Origin of the sequence: Okeanomitos corallinicola TIOX110, from assembly GCF_038050375.1 — a bacterium.
Classification (GTDB): Bacteria; Cyanobacteriota; Cyanobacteriia; order Cyanobacteriales; family Nostocaceae; genus Okeanomitos; species Okeanomitos corallinicola.
The window spans coordinates 3,675,795-3,696,301 of the sequence record NZ_CP150886.1 but is presented as its reverse complement, the minus strand read 5'-3'; the positions used below and the strand labels follow the sequence as shown (position 1 = coordinate 3,696,301).

General features: G+C 38.0%; 18 protein-coding genes and 2 tRNA genes. 12 read left to right on the top strand and 8 right to left on the bottom strand.

The genetic code is table 11. The features are described from left to right. The first annotated feature begins 182 nt into the window (after positions 1-182). Both WJM97_RS16150 and WJM97_RS16145 read left to right on the top strand, forming a co-directional pair. Entirely contained in the window at positions 183-662 is a 480-nt protein-coding gene (locus tag WJM97_RS16150) for an RNA-binding protein (protein ID WP_353929809.1), read from the top strand. A 1,058-nt stretch (positions 663-1,720) separates the two neighbouring features. After that, positions 1,721-2,986, top strand: a complete 1,266-nt coding sequence (locus WJM97_RS16145) for a glycosyltransferase family 1 protein (protein ID WP_353929808.1) — start codon at positions 1,721-1,723, stop codon at positions 2,984-2,986. A gap of 152 nt (positions 2,987-3,138) precedes the next feature. On the opposite strand, the gene WJM97_RS16140 is transcribed toward WJM97_RS16145, so the two are convergent. Further along, positions 3,139-3,867, bottom strand: coding sequence for a Uma2 family endonuclease (locus WJM97_RS16140; RefSeq protein WP_353929807.1), 729 nt, complete (start codon positions 3,865-3,867; stop codon positions 3,139-3,141). Between the two features lie 288 nt (positions 3,868-4,155). Here WJM97_RS16140 and WJM97_RS16135 point away from each other — a divergent pair, with 288 nt between their 5' ends. Together WJM97_RS16135 and WJM97_RS16130 are read left to right on the top strand one after the other, a co-directional pair. Then, positions 4,156-4,428 (top strand): hypothetical protein, encoded by a 273-nt coding sequence (locus WJM97_RS16135; protein WP_353929806.1) that lies wholly within the window; start codon positions 4,156-4,158, stop codon positions 4,426-4,428. Between the two features lie 347 nt (positions 4,429-4,775). Next, on the top strand, positions 4,776-6,503 hold the full coding sequence (locus tag WJM97_RS16130; RefSeq protein WP_353929805.1) for an NFACT family protein: 1,728 nt from the start codon (positions 4,776-4,778) through the stop codon (positions 6,501-6,503). 362 nt (positions 6,504-6,865) lie between these two features. Here WJM97_RS16130 and WJM97_RS16125 read toward each other — a convergent pair whose 3' ends face one another. Beyond that, the gene (locus WJM97_RS16125) at positions 6,866-8,440 is read right to left on the bottom strand and encodes an iron uptake porin (protein WP_353929804.1); all 1,575 of its coding nucleotides are present in this window, start codon (positions 8,438-8,440) and stop codon (positions 6,866-6,868) included. A gap of 338 nt (positions 8,441-8,778) precedes the next feature. On the opposite strand from WJM97_RS16125, the gene WJM97_RS16120 reads away from it, so the two are divergent. Further along, on the top strand, positions 8,779-9,786 hold the full coding sequence (locus WJM97_RS16120; protein ID WP_353929803.1) for a zinc ABC transporter substrate-binding protein: 1,008 nt from the start codon (positions 8,779-8,781) through the stop codon (positions 9,784-9,786). Between the two features lie 124 nt (positions 9,787-9,910). Continuing rightward, positions 9,911-10,711, top strand: a complete 801-nt coding sequence (locus WJM97_RS16115; protein ID WP_353929802.1) for a metal ABC transporter ATP-binding protein — start codon at positions 9,911-9,913, stop codon at positions 10,709-10,711. A gap of 162 nt (positions 10,712-10,873) precedes the next feature. Here the strand turns inward: WJM97_RS16115 and WJM97_RS16110 are convergent, their stop codons facing one another. Further along, a complete protein-coding gene (locus WJM97_RS16110) occupies positions 10,874-11,227 on the bottom strand; it encodes a metalloregulator ArsR/SmtB family transcription factor (RefSeq protein ID WP_353929801.1) in 354 nt (117 codons plus the stop codon). A gap of 185 nt (positions 11,228-11,412) precedes the next feature. On the opposite strand from WJM97_RS16110, the gene WJM97_RS16105 reads away from it, so the two are divergent. Next, positions 11,413-12,282: a metal ABC transporter permease gene (locus WJM97_RS16105; RefSeq protein WP_353929800.1), complete on the top strand. Its 870-nt coding sequence runs from the start codon at positions 11,413-11,415 to the stop codon at positions 12,280-12,282. An 81-nt stretch (positions 12,283-12,363) separates the two neighbouring features. Next, positions 12,364-12,436: transfer RNA gene (locus WJM97_RS16100), tRNA-Phe, on the top strand. Positions 12,437-12,486: 50 nt separating this feature from the next. On the opposite strand, the gene prmC is transcribed toward WJM97_RS16100, so the two are convergent. The 4 genes from prmC to WJM97_RS16080 form a co-directional block, all read right to left on the bottom strand. Then, positions 12,487-13,389, bottom strand: a complete 903-nt coding sequence (prmC, locus tag WJM97_RS16095; RefSeq protein ID WP_353929799.1) for a peptide chain release factor N(5)-glutamine methyltransferase — start codon at positions 13,387-13,389, stop codon at positions 12,487-12,489. A gap of 43 nt (positions 13,390-13,432) precedes the next feature. Next, a complete protein-coding gene (locus WJM97_RS16090; RefSeq protein WP_353929798.1) occupies positions 13,433-14,206 on the bottom strand; it encodes a Tic22 family protein in 774 nt (257 codons plus the stop codon). Positions 14,207-14,794: 588 nt separating this feature from the next. Then, a tRNA-Pro gene (locus tag WJM97_RS16085) sits at positions 14,795-14,868 on the bottom strand. A 264-nt stretch (positions 14,869-15,132) separates the two neighbouring features. Further along, positions 15,133-15,660: a GNAT family N-acetyltransferase gene (locus WJM97_RS16080; RefSeq protein WP_353929797.1), complete on the bottom strand. Its 528-nt coding sequence runs from the start codon at positions 15,658-15,660 to the stop codon at positions 15,133-15,135. 904 nt (positions 15,661-16,564) lie between these two features. On the opposite strand from WJM97_RS16080, the gene WJM97_RS16075 reads away from it, so the two are divergent. Together WJM97_RS16075 and WJM97_RS16070 are read left to right on the top strand one after the other, a co-directional pair. Beyond that, entirely contained in the window at positions 16,565-17,284 is a 720-nt protein-coding gene (locus WJM97_RS16075) for a hypothetical protein (RefSeq protein WP_353929796.1), read from the top strand. A 235-nt stretch (positions 17,285-17,519) separates the two neighbouring features. After that, positions 17,520-18,443: an alpha/beta hydrolase gene (locus WJM97_RS16070; protein WP_353929795.1), complete on the top strand. Its 924-nt coding sequence runs from the start codon at positions 17,520-17,522 to the stop codon at positions 18,441-18,443. A 42-nt stretch (positions 18,444-18,485) separates the two neighbouring features. Here the strand turns inward: WJM97_RS16070 and tsaD are convergent, their stop codons facing one another. Then, positions 18,486-19,529, bottom strand: a complete 1,044-nt coding sequence (tsaD, locus tag WJM97_RS16065) for a tRNA (adenosine(37)-N6)-threonylcarbamoyltransferase complex transferase subunit TsaD (RefSeq protein WP_353933189.1) — start codon at positions 19,527-19,529, stop codon at positions 18,486-18,488. A 265-nt stretch (positions 19,530-19,794) separates the two neighbouring features. On the opposite strand from tsaD, the gene WJM97_RS16060 reads away from it, so the two are divergent. Continuing rightward, the gene (locus WJM97_RS16060; protein ID WP_353929794.1) at positions 19,795-20,289 is read left to right on the top strand and encodes a Photosystem I reaction center subunit III; all 495 of its coding nucleotides are present in this window, start codon (positions 19,795-19,797) and stop codon (positions 20,287-20,289) included. A 40-nt stretch (positions 20,290-20,329) separates the two neighbouring features. Then, a complete protein-coding gene (psaJ, locus tag WJM97_RS16055; RefSeq protein ID WP_353929793.1) occupies positions 20,330-20,479 on the top strand; it encodes a photosystem I reaction center subunit IX in 150 nt (49 codons plus the stop codon). Positions 20,480-20,507: the final 28 nt, after the last annotated feature.

Here is a 20,507-nt window from a genome sequence, read left to right as displayed (position 1 = left end):
ACCCTGCGAACAAACAGCAAGATATAAATAGGGCTTGCAGTTTGGAACTATAGCGTTTATGGCTGGTATTAATAAAATTGGTTGATGGAAATTTTTAGTTGATTAACAACATCTACTAAAAAAAAACCAAAACCAATTTACTCTGTCAACACAAGTTCATTTTTACCCTGGAGGTATAGTTCATGTCTGTTCGTTTATATATAGGTAATTTGCCCAAAGAAGAAATAGATCGTCAAGAGTTGCAAGCAGTATTTGCAGAAGAAGGCGATGCTGTCACCACCAAATTGATCAAAGATCGGAAAACAGGTAAATGTCGTGGTTTTGGATTTTTGACAGTCAACAACGACGAACAAGCAGACCAAATTATTGAAAAGTATAATGGTCAATTGTTCAAAGACACTGCTATCAAGCTAGAAAAGGCATTACCTCGGACTAAGGGTGACGAAGGTGAAGATCAAGGTAGTAAACCTACCAGCACTCCCACACCTAGTCCCAACAAAGAAGGTCGTCGTGAAAAAGGTGCTAAAAAGTCCCGTCGTGGTGGTGGTGGATCTCGTGAAAGCTCTAGCAATATTGACTCAGACGCAATTCGTCCAGATCCTCGTTGGGCGGCTGAATTAGAAAAACTCAAAGAGATGTTAGCTGCACAAGCTACCAACTAATTGTTTAGGAATAGAGCTTGTCCTAAGTTGACAATTTTATCGTCAAAAATAGACTTATGTTGACAAACATTGACATAAGTTAGCTAAGAAAAATCCCAACTTGATGTATAATCCTAGTATATCAAGTATTGAATAAGACTATTACCGACGCGAAAACCAAGCATTGATAGTGGTAGTCTGTTTCCAAATCTTAACTTGAGAAAGTCGCGTTGGGCTACAGCGTGCAAGTCTACCGAGGGATAACCGCTCCCATGCTCCCATTGAAGTAGAAAGTAAAGTCTAGCTTTGTCTAGGTTTTATATAGCAGAACTAGAAATTAAGGATCAGTTGCAGTGATTTTTAATTTTGCATTGTTCTTTAGTGGCCACAGTCACTAAATTGATCGGAAATCATCAGCCCTCGTGGACTGTTTTTTGTGCAAACAACCAACAACAACAGAGGTAGTAAGCAGTGCTGACAGCCAGACTATACTGGGCGATCGGCACTGCTTAATTTTATGGCAACTATCAGCAGGAATATATTGAACTTTTTTACAAAATCGTATCTTATTTAACAAAAAAAAATAATTCACAATAATAGTATAAGCAAATACACTCATTACAGGAGTAGTTCTACCATTAAAGCTTGGTAAGCCTATCACCTCTGTAAAAAATTCATGGCATTGTCTTTACTAATAACTTGCATGAATTTTTAATATCAACAGCTAGTTTAAACGACGATTTTCAAATACTTGAATAATATGTTTGTGGTACTCAAATATAACCACTAAAGTCATTAACTAATTATTAATTGATGACTATATTTTAGTGAAAATATTTTAATAAAATAGGTATTTAGTAATGATTGAGATTTAAAAAATAGAATTTAATCTATCAATATTATTGAATATTCATATCTAATAAATAGGTAAATTTAACCAAAGAATAAACACAGGAAAATATTTTTAATTTACAATGAAAGTTACATAAAAGTTTTCTAAAGAATTCAGTTATATGTGATTTACACCTAACTGAAAGCTTCCGATTTATTATCTTGTGATCATCAGCAGCATACAACCTATGAACTCAACCAGTAACAAACGCATAGCTTTGATTTCAGTCCACGGTGATCCGGCAATTGAAATTGGTAGAGAAGAGGCTGGAGGACAAAATGTATATGTCCGTCAAGTGGGTGAAGCACTATCCCAACTAGGATGGGAAGTTGATATGTTTAGCCGGAAAGTGAGTGCTGATCAAGACAATATTGTTCAACATAACCCCCGCTGTCGAACCATTCGTTTAACAGCAGGACCAGTTGAATTTGTGCCACGGGATCATGGTTTTCAATATTTGCCAGAATTTGTAAAACAGTTATTGAAATTCCAAAAAGAAAACGGGATTAAATATGAAGTGGTTCATACCAACTACTGGTTATCTAGTTGGGTTGGTTTACAATTGAAAAAAATTCAAGGCAGTAAACAGGTTCATACATATCATTCTTTAGGAATAATCAAATACAACACTATAGATAATATTCCTTTAGTTGCTAGTCAACGTCTAGCTGTAGAAAGAAAAGTATTAGAAACAGCAGAAAGAATTGTGGCCACAAGTCCACAGGAAAAACACCACATGAGAACTTTGGTTTCCCAACAAGGAAATATTGATATTATTCCTTGTGGTACGAATATTAAACACTTTGGTTCAGTGGATCGGGACACTGCAAGAGCAGCTTTGGGATTTGATGCAGATGCTAAGGTGGTGTTATATGTGGGAAGATTTGACCCCCGTAAAGGGATAGAAACTTTGGTACGTGCGGTGCGGGAGTCAAAGTTTTTTGGTGATAAAAATCTGAAGTTAATCATTGGTGGAGGAAGCACACCAGGTAACAGCGATGGTAGAGAACGCGATCGCATTGAGGGAATTGTGAAAGAATTGGGAATGAGCGAATGTACCATCTTCCCTGGTTTGTTGAAACAGGAAATTCTTCCCACTTATTACGCTGCGGCTGATGTTTGCGTTGTTCCTAGTCACTATGAACCTTTTGGATTGGTTGCAGTGGAAGCTATGGCCTGTGGAACACCAGTGATCGCTAGTGATGTGGGTGGACTTCAGTTTAGTGTGGTGAATGAAAATACTGGTTTGTTAGTACCACCCCAGGATGTGACTGCTTTTAGTCATGCTATTGACCGAATTTTAGAAAATCCTGAATGGCGTGCAGCATTGGGTAAGTCTGCTAATATGCGGGTGATGAGTAAGTTTAGTTGGGATGGTGTAGCTAGTCAGTTGGATTCACTTTATACTGAGTTGTTGCAACCTGTGAAAGAAAGGGTTTTGGTTGCTGGTTAAGTAATTTTTTGGCCGGGTTATTTTTGATATCCTCTACTTTTTGTGGGGGATATTTTTTCGCGCAATCTCCGTCAGGAGATCCCGCAGGGTAGTCGCAAAGAAGCAAAGTACGCAAAGAGAGGAAGGGAAAACAAGTGACTTTTAGATGGGTATTAAATGGGTAAATTATTCGGATCTATTCCTTGGGAGAGTAAATATTCTATCAATTTTTCTTTTTCTTGACGTTCTTTGTCAATTTTTTCTACTGCCCAAAGTAATAAGTTCCCATCTTTATCCCACCATCTTAACCAATAACCTGTTCTACCTTCTTTTGTGCCTTGCCAAGTTCCTAAAAATAAGCCCATACTATCAACCCAATGACGACCATTTTCATCTGGTTGTTTGAGTTGATATCGTTCATTTTCTAATTGATAAAATTCTAATAATCCATTTTCAGGATCGAAAATTATGTAAACTGGAACTTTTAAAATTTGTTCATAAAAAAACCATTTGCCAGGGGGATAAGTGCGTTTAAAGGAATATTCTCCACATTCAGTATGGGATAAAAATTCCATTATGACTGCGGGTATATCCCCTTCTAAATTGGGTGTATAGCTTCTTCTTTCTGGTAAAATCTCTTTCACTGAGGGAATATATAACCAGTCTGGTGCTTTGACAATAATTTGGTTATTGACTGTAGCACAAAGTCCAAAGTTAGAAGCTATTAACATTTGTGGTTGGATGAAACCTGCTATTTCTAAACTTTCTCTTAATGCACCTGCTAATATAGGTTGTCCTGTATTTTCCACTGGTTCATCCTCTAGGTGAAAATCATTTGGTAATGCTTCCCAAGAGATAACCAGTTCTGTTATTTTTTGCAGTTCGCTTAGTTGGGTGGGCATTTTCAATTACCTTTGGTTGATTTATTTTTATTTAACTTGTGATTTGATTTATTCATAAATCAGCGTCAATAAAGGTTCTGAAACTTGGATTAATAACAACCTAGCAAAATTACTATCAAATATTTCTGAACAATGTTACATAAGTAATTGGGTGATATCATTACACTAGCAAAAATGCAGTTAACAATAAAATCCTTTTTCTCCATTCAGTGCAACAACAGATGACTCCACCTGTGATAACTCCCAACCTAAAGGCTAAAGTGGATAGAGACTCAAGCAGGTACAACAATGGAAGTTCAAGAAATCAAAAAATTCCCCAAACCTAGAAAAATAGAAAGTCAACCCACCCCCTCACAACACATCAAGATATTAGACTGTAATCAACCAGTAAGTAGAGTGATATTTGAATGCTGGCACTGTAAACAAGGTATTTTGAGTGAAGTAGATGTCACCTCATCCCAGTTTCTAGAAATTACCTGCCCCAGTTGTGATAAAACAGGTTTAAGGTTAATGGCAGATAAAGTCTTGTCAACCACACCTATTCCTTCACCCTGGCAGTAAATACCCTGTAAAGCGCAATGCTGACTGACGGTAAATTAACATAAAAACATCACCCGACTGGGAATGAATTCCCAGTCTCATAGCAAAAGTCATCTAAAGATGACTAAAATAAACGGTAAAATTTTTAGTGAACTTTAGTTTACTTAGGTTATTAGCCATGAAATTCATTTCATGGTGGGTGTGGAAGCTAACAAATAAGCCCACAAAACCTTCTTCCCTTTGTGTCCTTCGTTCCTATGCCTTCGGCACGCTACGCGAACGTGGTTCTTTCTTCCGTGTTTCCTGCCTAAGTTCTATAATTCTGAATAGCCTAAACCTAAAAACCAGATTATTAATAATTAATTATTTTGCAACCCGTTGACTTTACCACCCTCATCGCAACTTGCAGCGAACTCCGCGCTAACTGGCTACCAGCACGCACAGAACAAGTTTACCAGCGCGATCGCTATACTATTACCATAGCCTTGCGAACCATGAAACAGCGGGACTGGCTAGATATATCATGGCATCCCCAAGCCACCAGAATTTGTATAGCCGAACCACCACCACGCACACCAGATACATTCACCTTCAGTCAACAACTGATCCATCAATTAGGTGGTTTAGCCTTAATAGCTATAGATTTTATCGCCCCTTGGGAACGAGTAGTTGATTTAAAATTTGCCCGTCGTCCTGGAGAAGCAGCACTTTATCACCTGTACGTTGAAGTCATGGGTAAATATAGTAATGCCATCCTCACCGATGCTAACAACGAAATTATCACCGCTGCCCATCAAGTTAGTCAACAGCAATCTAGCGTTCGTCCTATCCAAACCGGACAACCCTACGAAACACCACCGAAACTGACGGGAACTATACCTAATCTCAATGAATCACAAACCCGCTGGCAAGAAAGGGTAAGTTTAGTCCCAGGTGCAGTTAAAAAGCAACTACTAAAAAGTTATAGCGGTTTAAGTAGTTCTCTACTTACCTCAATGTTGCTGGCAGCTAATATATCACCAGAAACCAATACTGATACTTTAACTACTGATGACTGGGATAGACTATTTGCACATTGGCAAGAATGGTTACAAACTTTAGAAGTTGGTAAATTCCAACCTAGCTGGATTGAAAATGGCTATACTGTCATGGGTTGGGGTGAAACAGCACCAGCCAAAAATATCCAAGAATTACTGAATCAATATTACACCGATCAATTAAATCAACAGTTATTTTCCCAACTGCGCCATCAATTAACTCAGAAATTAAATAACATTCTGGGTAAACTAGGTACTAAAGCAAAAACTTTTAAAGACAGGTTACAACAGTCAGATCAAGCAGATGAATATCGCCAGAAAGCTGATCTATTAATGGCACATTTGCACAACTGGCAACCGGGGATGAAAGAAATCATTTTAGAAGATTTTGAAACAGGTAAACCAGTTGCCATTACCCTACAACCAGATAAAAACGCTGTCCAAAACGCCCAAAAGCTTTATAAACAACATCAAAAACTCAAACGCGCCCGTGCAGCAGTAGAACCCTTACTATTAGAAGTACAGTCAGAAATTGACTATTTAGAACAAGTAGAAGCTGCCATTTCTCAAATAGACAATTACCAAACAGCAGATGATTTACAAGCTTTAGAAGAAATTCGGGATGAATTAATTGAACAAAAATATTTAGAAGATTTAGAATATCGTCGCCGCAGCATCACCGAAACCGCAAGTACCAACTTTCATCGTTATCGCACCCCCAGCGGTTTTGAAGTCTTAATTGGTCGCAACAATAACCAAAATGACTATCTCACATTTCGGGTAGCGGGAGATTATGACTTGTGGTTTCACGCCCAAGAAATTCCTGGAAGTCATGTTTTACTAAGACTTGAACCCGGTACAGTTGCTGAGGAAGCAGACTTAGAATACACGGCTAACATTGCAGCTTACTTTAGTCGCGGCCGTCAAAGTGAACAAGTACCAGTGGTTTACACCCAACCCAACCGAGTCTACAAACCCAAAGGTGCAAAACCAGGATTGGTAATTTACAAACAAGAAACGATTATTTGGGGAAAACCAGGAATAATAGGTGACAGGTGACAGGTGACAGGTGACAGGTGACAGGTGACAGTTAAGAGGGAATAGGGAATAGAAAATTCTTTTTTCATTCTCCTGACTCCTGCTATAAGTCATAAATTCCTGACTTTTAGACCTTGACGGATCTTCCTCATCTGCCTAGAAATATAAAGAATTACTTAACTGGGGGCGGATATTTTTTGAGAATTTTACATGAAAAATCTGTACTGGCTGTTACAATCTTGTTAAGAAAAGTTGCCCGTTGCATTTTGGGAACGCGCAATTTGGTTTTGACTCTATTGAGAAGACAACACGAACAACGTTTTTTATTGTGAGACCAGCTGTGGGAGGCTGGTCTTTTTTCCACGTTATAGTGATTTTAAACCTTAAAAACTAAAAGTAGTTCTCAGCGCCCCAATAACTACATCATTATTATTATTGTTATGGTTTGGTGCTGTTAACCAAATAACTCCAGGGGTAATGGTGATATTTTCACTGACTCGATATTGATAAAATGCCTCTACGTGATATGAGGTATTAGCATCTTCAGCTACTACGGCGGCGGTAGAGTTAGTAACTTTTGGTTCCATACCCAGGATAATACCAGCCAAGTTACCTTTTTTACCCAAGTCGGGAAAACCAAGCGTAACCGCATAGTTCCAAATATCTACATCTCCTTTTGCACCTGTTAACACTTTACTGTTGGTATATCCCGCCCAACCACCGACAACAAATTTTTCACTAATACCAATAGATGCTTGCACACCATAGGAATTACTGGAAAATGCCTCGGTAACACCATCAAAGGTGGCAGTGGTGCTACCTGTTGCTAGTGATGTATTGTAGGAATTGATATACGTTAAACCCAAAGTAATGCGATCGCTTGGTCTGACTGTCAACTGTGCCAAAGCACCATAGGGTCCATCAAATAAACCACTTTTGGCACTCGGATCATTAGCTGTACCACTTAAATATCCTAAACTTACTCCTAATGCGTTACTAAACTGATGAGTCACACCCAAACCCGCACCACCTATTTGTCCATAGATGGGGTTGCGTGTACCAAAGGTAGACAAAGCACCAAACGCCCCATCCCCATCAAAAATATTAACTGTACTGGTAACGTCGTCTGCTGCACCACCTTCAGCGATCGCAATTACTTGTGTTTTCTTGCCTACGGGAAATTTGTACCACAATGTACCCAAGTAAGCGTTGTTAGTTCCATCACTACCAGCAAAAAATAAGTTACCTTCAGGTGTCCCCAGATCAGGACTATTGATATTATTACTTTCTATCCTAGTGAATAGCGTATCTTGACCAGTAAAACTACTAACAAATTCAATTCTAGCCCGTGCGCCAAAGGTTGTACTACTGTTAGTATCGTTGTCACCTGCTAAAACATCACTGACAACGCCTACAACTTGACCCTGGAGTTTACTGGTAGTAGAAAATTGATTTGCTTCTAATTCAGCGGTTCTCGCTTCTACAGCATCTACTCTTCCCCGTAGGGTTGCTAGTTCGGCAGAAAAATCTTCCTGTAGTCTTTGCAATGTAGCTAAATCTTGTTTTGATACCATATCAGCCGTCGCTGTGGCAATTAATTCATTGACTCGATCTAAGCAAGCATTTAAACCGGCTGCAAACTCATATCTTGTTAATGCGCGATTTCCACGATATGTACCGTTGGGATAACCTGCTATACACCCATAACGTTCTACCAAGGACTGTAAAGCTTGAAACGCCCAGTCTGTAGGCTGAACATCGGAAAATTGAGATACCGATGTAACTTGTGATATTAAATTTTGTTGATAATTATGATTAATTTTTTCCAGGCTAGAAACAGCTAAAGCTTCATTCGCTTCTGTGTTCCCTGGTGTTTCTCCTGCCAAAACTGATGTATTCAAACATAGCATTACACCACAAACTGCTGGAATAGACAGATTATTCGATATTTTAGACATTGTTCCACACACCCATTTACTTACTTTTTACAACCATACAGAGAAGTTTCTTAACCTTGGTTTTAACACAGTTTATTAAGAAATATTCTCAATATACTAGCAGTCAACAAATCTTTTAACTACATGGTTAAAAATTCTTAGCACTTGAAAAAAACAATATTAAGGTAGTATTTTTAGAAAAAATGTAATCTATACTACTTAAACCAAAGAATCTTGTAAATCTTGATAGTTTTGTTACCAACAGCTAGAGAGAATGATAATAATTCTTATGTTAATGTATAATCTGAGTATGATTATTAGTCAAGGTATTGATGTCAATAAAGTAAGTATTCTGGATTATGCACAATAAACAGAGAGATAAAATCAAAAAAAACGGTTTAAACCCTTTAAAAAAATGGATTATACTTATTTTCTCCCTATTTGTGTCGTCAATTGTGGCTGGATGTACCCAAGCCAGGGAAAATACTGATGACAATGCTACGCAGTCATTGGTCAATAAATCCGAAAAAACTCAAATCTTAACGACATTTTTGCCAGTGTATTTATTTACCAAAGCTGTAGCTGGGGATGTAGCAAATGTGGAGATTTTAGTACCTCCAGGAACAGATGTACATGATTACCAAGCTACACCAGATAATGTCAGAGCGATCGCCACAGCCAAGATTTTAGTAAAAAATGGCCTAGGCATGGAAGAATTTCTCACAGATACAGTTAAAAATGCCGAAAATTCGCAATTAGTAGAAATTGATGCCAGTAAAGGTATTAAAGTTATAGATGATGATATCGTTACAGCAGGGGAAAAAACAGAAAAGGATCATAATCATAAACATGAACACTCCCAAGGAAACCCCCATGTTTGGCTAGATCCTGTATTTGCTAAACAACAAGTTATCAATATTCGGGATAGTTTAATTGTTGCTGATCCTGAAAATAAAGACATTTATCAAACTAATGCTGCGGCTTATATTCAGGAATTAGAAAATCTTAATAATGACTTTCAGCAGACTTTGAAAAAAACACCAAACTGCACATTTATCACTTTCCATGATGCCTTTATCCATCTGGCTAAACGTTATCAACTCCAGCAAATTGCAGTAGTAGAACTTCCTGAAGATCAGCTTTCACCAACAGATGTACAAACAGCTATCAACGCAGTCAAAAAGTACAAAGTGAAAGCCTTATTTAGTGAACCAGGAGTAGACAATAAATTACTGAATAGCCTTTCTCAAGATTTGAATTTAACTTTATATCCTCTCAATTCTTTAGAGAATGGGGAAAAAAATCCCCAGTATTATTTTCAAGCAATGAAAAGTAATTTAGAAAATTTGTCAGCAGGATGTAAATAATTCATAATTCACAATTTGAAATAGTGCATCCGGCACACTGAGCGAACGAACGTAATTAAAAATTAATAATCAATAATCAACAGTCAATTATTTGTCTATTCATGTTTAGATTCAGTTAATGCAGATGAAGGAAGATCAAGAATCAATAGAATTACCAATATTAAAAGTAGAAGGTTTGACTGTCTACCAAGGAAACTTTCTCGCTTTACGTGATGTTTCCTTTGAATTATTTCCAGGAACAGATACAGCTATAGTTGGACCAAATGGCGCTGGTAAAAGTACCTTAGTTAAAGCAATTTTAGATTTAATTCCTCGTCATTCTGGAAGAATTGAAATTTTTGGTCGTCCCATGTCCCGATTAGGAAATTTACGTAACCAACTAGGTTATATGCCACAAAACTTTATTTTTGATCGTACTTTTCCTATTTCTGTCAAAGAATTAGTAGAACTAGGAATAGGTAACAGGAAACAGGGAACAGGTAAGAATAAAAATTTATTGTCCTACTTTTTGCAAAATCAACAAGAAAAATCAACCGCAGTCAAAGCAGCTTTACAACGTACAGACGCTTATCATCTCAGAAATCAAGCCATTGGCACTCTTAGCGGTGGTCAACTAAAAAGAGTATTATTAGCTTACTGTTTAGTCACACCCCGAAAATTATTAGTATTAGATGAAGCTTTTGCAGGGGTTGATATTCAAGGTGCGGCTGATTTTTATGCTTTACTCAATGAGTTAAAACGAGAAGAGGGATGGACAGTTTTACAAGTTTCCCATGATATAGATATGGTAAACCGTCATTGCGATCGCGTCCTCTGTCTCAATCAAACTTTAGTATGTTCCGGTCATCCAGAAATAGCCCTCTCACCCCAAAATCTCCTAGCAACTTATGGGCCAGGTTTTAGTCGTTATCAACATGAACATTAAATAATTCGTAATCTTACCTTTGGAAACGCTGCGCGTTAGTGAAACTCCTCTGTTAGCGAAGCTCTCCCGAAGGGAGCAAGAGGCACGTAATTCGTAATTATTTTAAATATTCTCTGTTACCTGTCACCTGTCACCTGTCACCTGTCACCTGTCACCTGATTATTAATCTTTTTCATCTATGTGTTCAGCAACCGCTTGATACAGATGGAAAATATGACTATCATGAAGACGATAAAAAACATTTCTTCCCTGTTTGCGATAACTAACTAAACGCATAGCCCGTAAATTCCTTAATTGATGAGAAACAGCAGATTCACTCATATCTAGCAAAGCAGCTAAATCACTCACACAAAATTCTTGATTAGCTAATAAAGAAAGAACTCTCAAGCGGTTAGCATCTCCCAAAAAGCTAAAAAACTCTGCCATCCGTTGGGCTTTTTCCGTACTGATTAATTCATGGGAATTTGTTTCAAGAATATTATGTTCTAAAGTAAGACGTGGATTAGATTGAATCATGGTTTTTTGTAAATCAAGTTATATAGATAGACAAGAAATTTTGTAAATTTAAGTAAATGTAAACATATTTTTCAAATTTATTAAAATTCAATAGTCAATCATGATGAAAATAAAAATAATATTTTTTAATAAAATTTTTTCAAAATAGATGAAAATAATTTTAAATCTAATTAAATCTAAAAAATATGGACTCATTGATTAATATTCACAGTAAATTTTTAGTGATTACTAATCTTCTGGAGTTAGTAAACTTATTACAATTCCCTTTTATGCAACGTGCAATCATTGGTGCTGTATTAATGGGAATACTAGGTGGCTTATTGGGCAGCTTTGTCACTCTTAGACAGTTGTCATTTTTTAGTCATGCTGTTAGTCATGCCGCACTTGTAGGTGTAACATTAGGTGTTTTACTAGGTATCAACCCTACCTGGATGTTGTTACCCTTTACATTAATTTTTGGTGTAATTGTCCTTTACCTAATTGACAACACAGATTTAGCTAGTGATAGCATCCTTAGTATAGTCCTATCAGGAGCATTAGCCATAGGTATTATTCTGGCCAGAATGATTACGGGGTATCGGGGTAATTTAATGGCTGTACTGTTTGGCGATATTCTCGCTATTGACACCACTGATTTAATTTTGACCGTATTGGTACTTTTAGGTAGCAGCGCTTTTTTACTATCAACTCTGCAACAGCAAATTCTATTAACCCTTAACCCAGATGTTGCCCAAGTCCAAGGTATACCTGTGCAATTATATCGCTATGGGTTCGTAATCTTACTATCTCTAGCTGTAGCAGTAGCCATTAAAGCCGTTGGGGTTTTATTGGTAAACGCCTTTTTAGTTATTCCTGCTTCCACCGCTAAATTAATGAGTCACCATTTTAGGCGATTTCTGATTTTGTCGGTCATTATTGGTTCTAGTAGCAGCGTGGTAGGAATGATAATTTCTGGTGCTTTTAAGCTGGCTTCTGGACCGGGTATTGTCCTAGTACAGTTCCTCGTTTTCATCATTGTTTTCACTTGGGTAAAGTTAAGGCTAAAAGCAGCATAAAATTTTTTTAAGAAAACCCCTTGACGAATTCTGTTTCTTTTGCTAAATTTAGTAATCGTGGTGAGAAAAAGAAAACCACAAGCCGGGATAGCTCAGTTGGTAGAGCAGAGGACTGAAAATCCTCGTGTCACCAGTTCAAATCTGGTTCCTGGCATTTGATTTAGAATGATAGATAAGAATAGGAATTAGCGATTAATTTAAGTCCTACTTAATATAAGTGAGTGCAAATCTTTCTATACCTGCTAAATCAGCATGGATGGAAATATCACGATATTTACCGTTATTTTCTAACAATTGTCTCACCGCATCCGCTTGTCCGTCCATCATTTCAATTAACCAAATTCCCCCAGTCTGTAAATAAGCAGGAGACACTGCAATTAAATGACGAATACAATCTAAACCATCAACACCACCATCTAAAGCTAAATGGGGTTCATGGTTAACTACTTCCGGTTGTAGGGTTAACACAGTTTCGCTGGGAATGTAGGGGGGATTTGAGACCATCCCCGCAAACTTTCCTTGCAAGAGTTCTAAGGGTTGCCACCAAGCACCCTGATAAAATTTAATCCTTTCATCAAAACCCAAATTTTTCGCATTTGTTTGAGCAACAGCCAAGGCTTCTGGACTACAATCTACAGCATAAATTGTGGCATTTGTCAATAGTTCAGCTAAACCCAGAGCGATCGCACCACTGCCAGTCCCCAAGTCTGCCCAATTCCCTGATTGTAAACCATTAGTTTGGGCAGCAGCTACAGCCAAATCAATCAAAGTTTCTGTTTCCGGCCTAGGAATCAAAACCGCATCAGAAACAGTAAGTTGAAACTTGCGCCAAGGGGTAACACCAGCAATATACTGTATGGGTAAGCGTTCATGTAAGCGTTTTTCCCATAACTGGTTTAGTTCTTTTAGAGAAAACCGCATCTCAATCTGAGTCAATGTTTTGAATGACTCCAAACGCAATGCTAATTTATCTAAACCAGCTATTTCTTGTAACAGCCAATCTACTTCTAAGCATGGAATATTGTGGGCGATCGCACTTTGAACCGCAACATTGCGCCATTGCCAAAGCTCTGAACCAGAAACCATCTTTGGCTGTTGCTTAGTCATACTTAGTCCTACCTAGAACATAAACTTTTGTAGACATTCAGCCTTATTTCTTAGGTAGAGTTCTGATGTATTCCCTCGACTCTGCGGATGGAACTAAAACTACCTGAGTTAACCAAGAATCATTTTTGTCCTTTAAGGTTTGGATCACCCCATTTACATCTATCACCTGAATATCAGCTGTGGGGAACTTAGGTTTTACCTTGCTCAACAAACTTTGTGCATCTTTTTTACTCAAGAACAAAGGAATCATTTGCTCTTTCTTCTCACCCATTTGAATAGGTACATAACCTTTGTCTGGTGAAAATCGCACCGCAAAAACAGGTACACTAGACTTAAACTTTTCTTGATCTATTTTTTGACCACTCGCTTTCAGTAAAGTTAAAGCTCCCTGAATTTCTTGATCTACTGGTTTAAAAGCAAACAATAGTCGGTTTTGCTGATTCTTCGTTTGTTGTAACTGTTGATAAATAACTCCTAATGGGACAGCAGTTACTTGTAACTTTCTAGCCATCTCCTCCAGTTTAGGATTTTTATTTTTAGCTTTCCGCAAATCTTGGATAAACTTCTCAGCTTCCTGACGACTCATGTAGACACCCGTTACAGATGCAGATTGCTGTCCATTTTTTGCAGGGAGAGTACGACTCAGAGGTAAACCTTGATCGTTAGTAATCAAATAAACAGGTACTGAATCCAACTTTTCCTTGACTTGTTGTTCTGTTAATGCCAGTACAGGAAGATTAAAAGCGGTAACACTACTAAACAGGGTACTACCCACTAAACCTAGTGTTAAACCCCAACGTACTAACAATGACTTCATTACTATTCCTCAACTAAATATTAATAATTGAATTAACCTAGACAATCAGTAAAAGGTTTGATTTTATACAGGTAATATTAGCTTTAATTATGTGGCAAGTCATTAGATATGTCAATCTCAATCACTTACAGTGTCCATAGCAATCTTAAATGATCCTTTCAAAATCAATTACCTGTTATCCGAATCCCTGTTTACTATTGTCTATTGTATCCACCATTTACAAATCAAATAGGAATGCTATGGATATATGGAATTGTTTTGAATTTTCTCTTGTTATTTACTACTAAATTCTGTCTTAGTCTAATATATTTTTCCTCCGATGGAACTTGACATCCAGGACTCTTAATCAAAAAAATACTATTCTGTGATTTTTCTTATTTAATTCAGAGGACGCTAGAAATTCATCAATCGTTCCAATCATAATCGCTCAAATTCACCGACTTCAAATATACAAAAATTCCACTATTCCCCTTTGCTGACATTATCAATATCTTGTTGGATACATACAGTTTCTATCAAGTTATTTTATGGATTAAATAACTTAAAGCTACATACACGATATACATATATTTTATTTTATAAATAAAGTCGGGATGACAGGATTTGAACCTGCGGCATCCTGCTCCCAAAGCAGGCGCGCTACCAAGCTGCGCTACATCCCGTTAAACTCGCTCTTATCAGCAAGTTTTCTGTGCTTTAAACATATCTATTAGTATATCATACAAAAAACATTTTGAAAAGGCTTTGGACTAAAAAAATTAATCATGGTTAAAAAATAATTTTCCTGCTTACCGAAACTAAACCTGTTGAAGTTTAGTAAAATTGCAGGCAATCAATCATCTGTAAACCTATAGACACACCATGGCAAACAAAGTCAAAATTTCACAAAATAATGGTAGACACTAATAGTCTTTACAAACTTAGCATCATTGGGGATACCAAAACATCCCTTTGATACCTTCTGGATCTGGCATAAAACCCATAGTTCGGTAAAAATCTACAACATGGGGATCAGCAAACAGAGTTACATTGCTAATTTCTTCACTTCTAAGTTTTTTCAGAACATATTTCATCAAAGCTTTGCCCATTCCTTGACCTTGAAAGTCTGGGTGGACTACCACATCCCAAATGGTGGCATTAAAGGCGTGATCTGAGGTAGCACGAGCAAAACCAATTAAACGTTTTTTATTCCCTCGTATTTGCCACATCGAGGCTACGAGAAAACTGTGTTCAATGGCCTTTTTTACTTTTCTCAGAGGACGACGTGACCAGCCAACCGCATCACAGAGTTCTTCAAGTTCATAAAGGTCAATTTCTCGTTCAGTGCTAAACACGATGCTATCGCCTTCGGCACTAGAGTTACCCCTATTACTTTTTTTTAACTCTTCAAAAGCGGCTGCTTTGTTTGTCGCTACAGATTCAGAACTAGTAAACCAAGTTTTCCAAAAACCCATGCCAGCGCGGTTCGGGTAACATAATTGAATTAATTACATTTCTATATAAATAGCTACTAGAAATATAGTCAACTATTTTTAGCCTTTTAAGGTTAAAACCTAACGGATTAACTGTGAGTTTCCGTTATATATAACCTACTCAAATCTACTTTGAGCTATCCCTGCGCCACGCTACGCGAATGCTTCAGAGATACGTTTAGTTTTTGCTTCACCTTGGAAGTGTAGGCACTACCAAGTCCACAGGTTGAAACTGCCTAGCTGGCAGATTTTAATAGATTTGTAGTTGCGTTTACGCGTCTGTGACATTCAAATCCACAGTTATCACATTAACACTTCAACTGGCAATAAATCCACCAACTAAAAATATATCATCAATGGCTGAATATGGCCACATCGGATTATATTTTTGGTATTCAAACCATACACTAGAAACAATTTAGTTATCTAAATATCTGCTTTTAGCTTTATCTTGCCTCAATTTCATAAAAAATGTATTTGAGACTTGCTAAACTAACAAGCATTATTAAACGCAACTAATACAAACAACAATCTTAACAAAAAATCCTTTAAATAGTAAGAATATCGAATTCATCTATAGCTGCCTGAATAAACGTACAGTCTTGATAAATCAAGAGACTAAGGTGTTTTTATGGAAATATTGCAAGTAAACTAAGTAAAAATCTTCATCGCAAATCTGATGACCTGGCGGATTTAATAGGTCACAAAAGTCAATTATGTATAATTTCAGTTATTAACTGGTATGATATCTAACTTATTGTCCTATTTCCATAATTAGGTAAAAGCAATGATCAAGCCTCGCAAACGAATAAATATCAAAGCGAATTAGTGCGTAACACAGTTTTTAGCTTAGTGTTAAAAAAGCAAGCAAGTCTCACCTCCAACCATGACTTCTGGTCTAAAATCCTCGACATTGGAACTCCTGAAACGCTTTAATCGTGCGTTTCCACAATTTTATGAACAATTTGTTAGCAGTGAAATTCAGCTGCAAAATTTACGTCTAGCATACCGTTTATATAAAACTAAACGGGCTGTAATAGAGATAAAATCGGAAGGCAGCAAAAGCGCTCTGCATTTTGCATACCGCAATCAGTCCTTTCTTCTCAGTGATATTTTTGGTGTCCTAGCAGCTTATGGTTTAACAATTCATGGCTTGAGTCTTTATGGTCAGATTCAACCACCAATGTTGGTTTTTATCAAACTACTTGTATCTCGTGGTAGCAAAGCCCTGACGGAAAAAACTGCCGAAAATGTTTGTCGTGCTATTCGTGAGGCTTTGGGAAATCGCTTTGAGGTAGAAGAAATGTTAGCAGTAGAATTTAACCTCAATGCTGGTTTGGAACAAGTACAAACAGAATTCTATGTTGATCCTGTTTTTCATCTTCCTGCTTTAGTTATAGAAGCTGATAATCAACCAGGATTATTTTATAAAGTTATGTACGCCATTTGGCAGGAAGACCTATTAGTAGTCAATGCTAATTTGTTAGTTTGGCGCGGACGTACAAGACTCATACTCTACTTACTAGGGCCAAACGAAAGTCTAATTCCTGAATATCTTGGTAACAAAATTGCAGAAGGGGTGCGACAAAGATTACTTGGTCAGTAGTCAGTGGTTACAAAAAGTAAAATTTCTGAACATCTTTTACCTTTGATCGCAATAGACAAGGTGGTTAGGATATTTATAGACAATAAAACCCAGATACAAAAAGACTTTTCACTCTGTCACCTGTCACCGGGTATACCTCTTACCTTGCCATCATGATGATTTTCAACACCAAATGACCATCTAAGTATTTTTATCTTTACATTTTAGTTGCAGCCCGTCGGGTTAGGATATCCGTATGGCAACAATAGAAATCTTTGGCGTTCCACACTCTTATGAGTTAACAGCCCCGACATCTTGCCCCCATGCTTTAGTATTCATTCACGGTTGGCTGAATAGCCGTGGATATTGGCAACCTGTTATTTCTCGTCTGTCAGATGATTTTCAGTGTCTTTCCTATGATTTAAGAGGCTTTGGTAAATCTCAGTCCCGCAGTAAATTCCAGTTGGAAGGAACAGAAAGAGTTTCACAACTAAAGTTCATCAATGACACTACCACTCAAGTAGTGAATGATTCTGTTGATTCTCTTTATTCTCCCTCTGCCTACGCTAAAGATTTAATAGCCCTTTTGGAAACATTGAATATTGGGAGCGTTTGGCTAATTGGCCATTCTTTAGGTGGCACTATTGCTTTATGGACTGCTGCCAAATTACCAGAGTGTGTCAAGGGTGTTATTTGTATTAATGCAGGTGGGGGAATTTATCTAAAAGAAGCTTTTGAGCAGTTTCGCGCTACTGGTCAAAAATTCCTACAAGTTAGACCACGTTGGCTTTATCAAGTGCCTCTCATTGATCTGCTGTTTACAAAAACTAGCGTTTTACGTCCTTTGGCTCGCTACTGGGCGCGTCAAAGAGTAATAGATTTTGTTGTTGCTGATCCAGAAGCTGCTTTGGGTACACTTTTAGACTCTACTACAGAAGACGAAGTGAACCGTTTACCACAGTTAGTATCACAAGTAAAACAACCAGTTTATTTTTTAGCTGGTGCTGATGATAAGGTGATGGAGCCTAAGTATGTACGCCATTTAGCCAGTTTTCATCGGCTTTTCCAATATGTTGGTGATAATTATATTGAAATTCCTGATTGTGGACATTTGGCAATGTTAGAACAACCTGATGCTGTAGCTGATCATATTCGATCATTGGTGATTGGTGATTGGTGATTGCGTTATTAATTCACTCCATCTCCCACTCTCCCACTCTCCCTACTTCCCATACAATTCCATGACTTTAGTTAAAGGTAGTCGAGAATGAACGCCCAAGGTGAAGGGTGATGTATGACCACGAGATAGATGATCTGCGGCTGCACAACCGATCATGGCGGCGTTATCGGTACAAAATTTTAAGGGGGGGAAGAGGACTTGGAAATTATGCTTTGCGGCTGCTGTCTGTAAATGCTTTCTGAGTCCGCTGTTAGCTGCTACTCCCCCACCTACGGCAATTGTTTTTAAACTATGGTCACCAGCACAGGCGATCGCCCTTTTAGTTAGGGCTTTGGCTATGGTTTCTTGAAAACTGGCGGCAATATCGGCTATTGGCAATTCTTCACCATCTTTTTCCAAGTTCTGTACCAACCTTAATACCGCCGTTTTTAAACCGCTAAAACTAGCATCATAAGGGTGATATCCGCCCCCAGATAGAGAGATTTTTCCTTCTGGCAGTGTAAAAGCCTGGGGATCACCTGTTTGAGCTAACTTATCAATTACAGGGCCTCCAGGATAACCGAGTTTTAATAACCTGGCGACTTTATCAAAGGCCTCTCCTGCCGCATCATCACGGGTTGTTCCTAAAGTTTCGTAAATACCACAATCTTTAACATAAATCAAGCTTGTATGTCCGCCTGAAACGAGTAAGCTAAGAAATGGGGGATCTATGTTGGGCTGTGCCAAGTAAGTGGCGTAGATATGACCTTCTAGGTGATGAACTCCCAAAAATCGTTTTTCATACACCATAGCCAAGGTTTTAGCGGCTGTTAAACCTACCAGTAATGCTCCTACCAATCCTGGCGCACAAGTAGCCGCAATGCCATCTATTTGTCCCCAGTCCATCAAACTTTCATCCATAGCTTGCGCTATTGCTTGATTGATGATTTCTAAGTGTTGCCGTGATGCTACCTCTGGAACTACCCCGCCATACTGTCTATGGACGGGAATTTGTGAGGTGACGACACTGCTACAAACTTCACGATTCTTAACAATGGCTACAGCTGTTTCATCACAACTGGTTTCGATAGCTAAAACGGTTGTCATGGTAATTGATGATTGGTAATTGGGCATTGGGCATGGGGCATTGGCAAAAATCTTTTTTCTTCTGCCTCTTCTGTTCCCTATTCCCTGTTCCCTGTTCCCTTTTTCCTTACTTTTGGTTGCGAAGCTTTAACTTTTATTTACTTAAACTTTACTCGATTCCCAGCCAAGAGTATGATGACTTGCTAGTTATCTAAATCAAACATTGTACAAGCCGCTTCGTTTTGTACATAAAAGTTCTAGTTTTGTAATAAAAGGAAACAACTCAATGCGACGATTGTTTGCTTTGATTTTAGCGATTGGTCTCTGGTTCAACTTTGCTCCCTCAGCAAATGCTCTGGGTGCAAACCTTGTACCTTGCAAAGACTCTCCCGCATTTCAAGCATTAGCTCAAAATGCCCGTAACACCACTGCTGACCCAGAATCTGGTAAAAAGCGGTTTGAGCGTTATTCTCAGGCTCTATGTGGCCCTGAAGGCTATCCTCACTTGATTGTGGATGGTCGCCTGGATCGTGCTGGTGACTTTTTGATTCCTGGTATTCTCTTCCTCTACATTGCTGGTTGGATCGGCTGGGTAGGTCGTGCTTACCTACAAGCAATCAAAAAAGAAGGCAGTGCTGAACAAAAAGAAATCCAAATTGATTTGGGTTTAGCTCTACCTATCATCAGCAGCGGTTTCGCTTGGCCAGCAGCAGCACTGAAAGAATTACTTTCTGGTGAATTGACAGCGAAGGATTCAGAAATTACTATTTCTCCCCGCTAATTCATCCATTCCTATTTACTTGTTTTTGGAGACTCAATTCATGGCTGACAAAAGCGATCAATCATCCTATTTGATCAAGTTTATTTCCACAGCACCTGTGGCAGCTACCATTTGGCTGTCCATTACAGCGGGTATCTTGATTGAATTTAACCGCTTTTTTCCAGACTTACTTTTCCATCCTCTACCATAGAGGCAAAATATAATTGATATCAGTAAAT

Coding starts and splice junctions, on each gene's coding strand:
- WJM97_RS16150 (WP_353929809.1), top strand. CDS start 183: ATGTCTGTTCGTTTATATATAGGTAATTTGCCCAAAGAAGAAATAGAT.
- WJM97_RS16145 (WP_353929808.1), top strand. CDS start 1,721: ATGAACTCAACCAGTAACAAACGCATAGCTTTGATTTCAGTCCACGGT.
- WJM97_RS16140 (WP_353929807.1), bottom strand. CDS start 3,867: ATGCCCACCCAACTAAGCGAACTGCAAAAAATAACAGAACTGGTTATC.
- WJM97_RS16135 (WP_353929806.1), top strand. CDS start 4,156: ATGGAAGTTCAAGAAATCAAAAAATTCCCCAAACCTAGAAAAATAGAA.
- WJM97_RS16125 (WP_353929804.1), bottom strand. CDS start 8,440: ATGTCTAAAATATCGAATAATCTGTCTATTCCAGCAGTTTGTGGTGTA.
- WJM97_RS16120 (WP_353929803.1), top strand. CDS start 8,779: ATGCACAATAAACAGAGAGATAAAATCAAAAAAAACGGTTTAAACCCT.
- WJM97_RS16115 (WP_353929802.1), top strand. CDS start 9,911: ATGAAGGAAGATCAAGAATCAATAGAATTACCAATATTAAAAGTAGAA.
- WJM97_RS16110 (WP_353929801.1), bottom strand. CDS start 11,227: ATGATTCAATCTAATCCACGTCTTACTTTAGAACATAATATTCTTGAA.
- WJM97_RS16105 (WP_353929800.1), top strand. CDS start 11,413: ATGGACTCATTGATTAATATTCACAGTAAATTTTTAGTGATTACTAAT.
- prmC (WP_353929799.1), bottom strand. CDS start 13,389: ATGACTAAGCAACAGCCAAAGATGGTTTCTGGTTCAGAGCTTTGGCAA.
- WJM97_RS16090 (WP_353929798.1), bottom strand. CDS start 14,206: ATGAAGTCATTGTTAGTACGTTGGGGTTTAACACTAGGTTTAGTGGGT.
- WJM97_RS16080 (WP_353929797.1), bottom strand. CDS start 15,660: ATGGGTTTTTGGAAAACTTGGTTTACTAGTTCTGAATCTGTAGCGACA.
- WJM97_RS16075 (WP_353929796.1), top strand. CDS start 16,565: ATGACTTCTGGTCTAAAATCCTCGACATTGGAACTCCTGAAACGCTTT.
- WJM97_RS16070 (WP_353929795.1), top strand. CDS start 17,520: ATGGCAACAATAGAAATCTTTGGCGTTCCACACTCTTATGAGTTAACA.
- tsaD (WP_353933189.1), bottom strand. CDS start 19,529: ATGACAACCGTTTTAGCTATCGAAACCAGTTGTGATGAAACAGCTGTA.
- WJM97_RS16060 (WP_353929794.1), top strand. CDS start 19,795: ATGCGACGATTGTTTGCTTTGATTTTAGCGATTGGTCTCTGGTTCAAC.
- psaJ (WP_353929793.1), top strand. CDS start 20,330: ATGGCTGACAAAAGCGATCAATCATCCTATTTGATCAAGTTTATTTCC.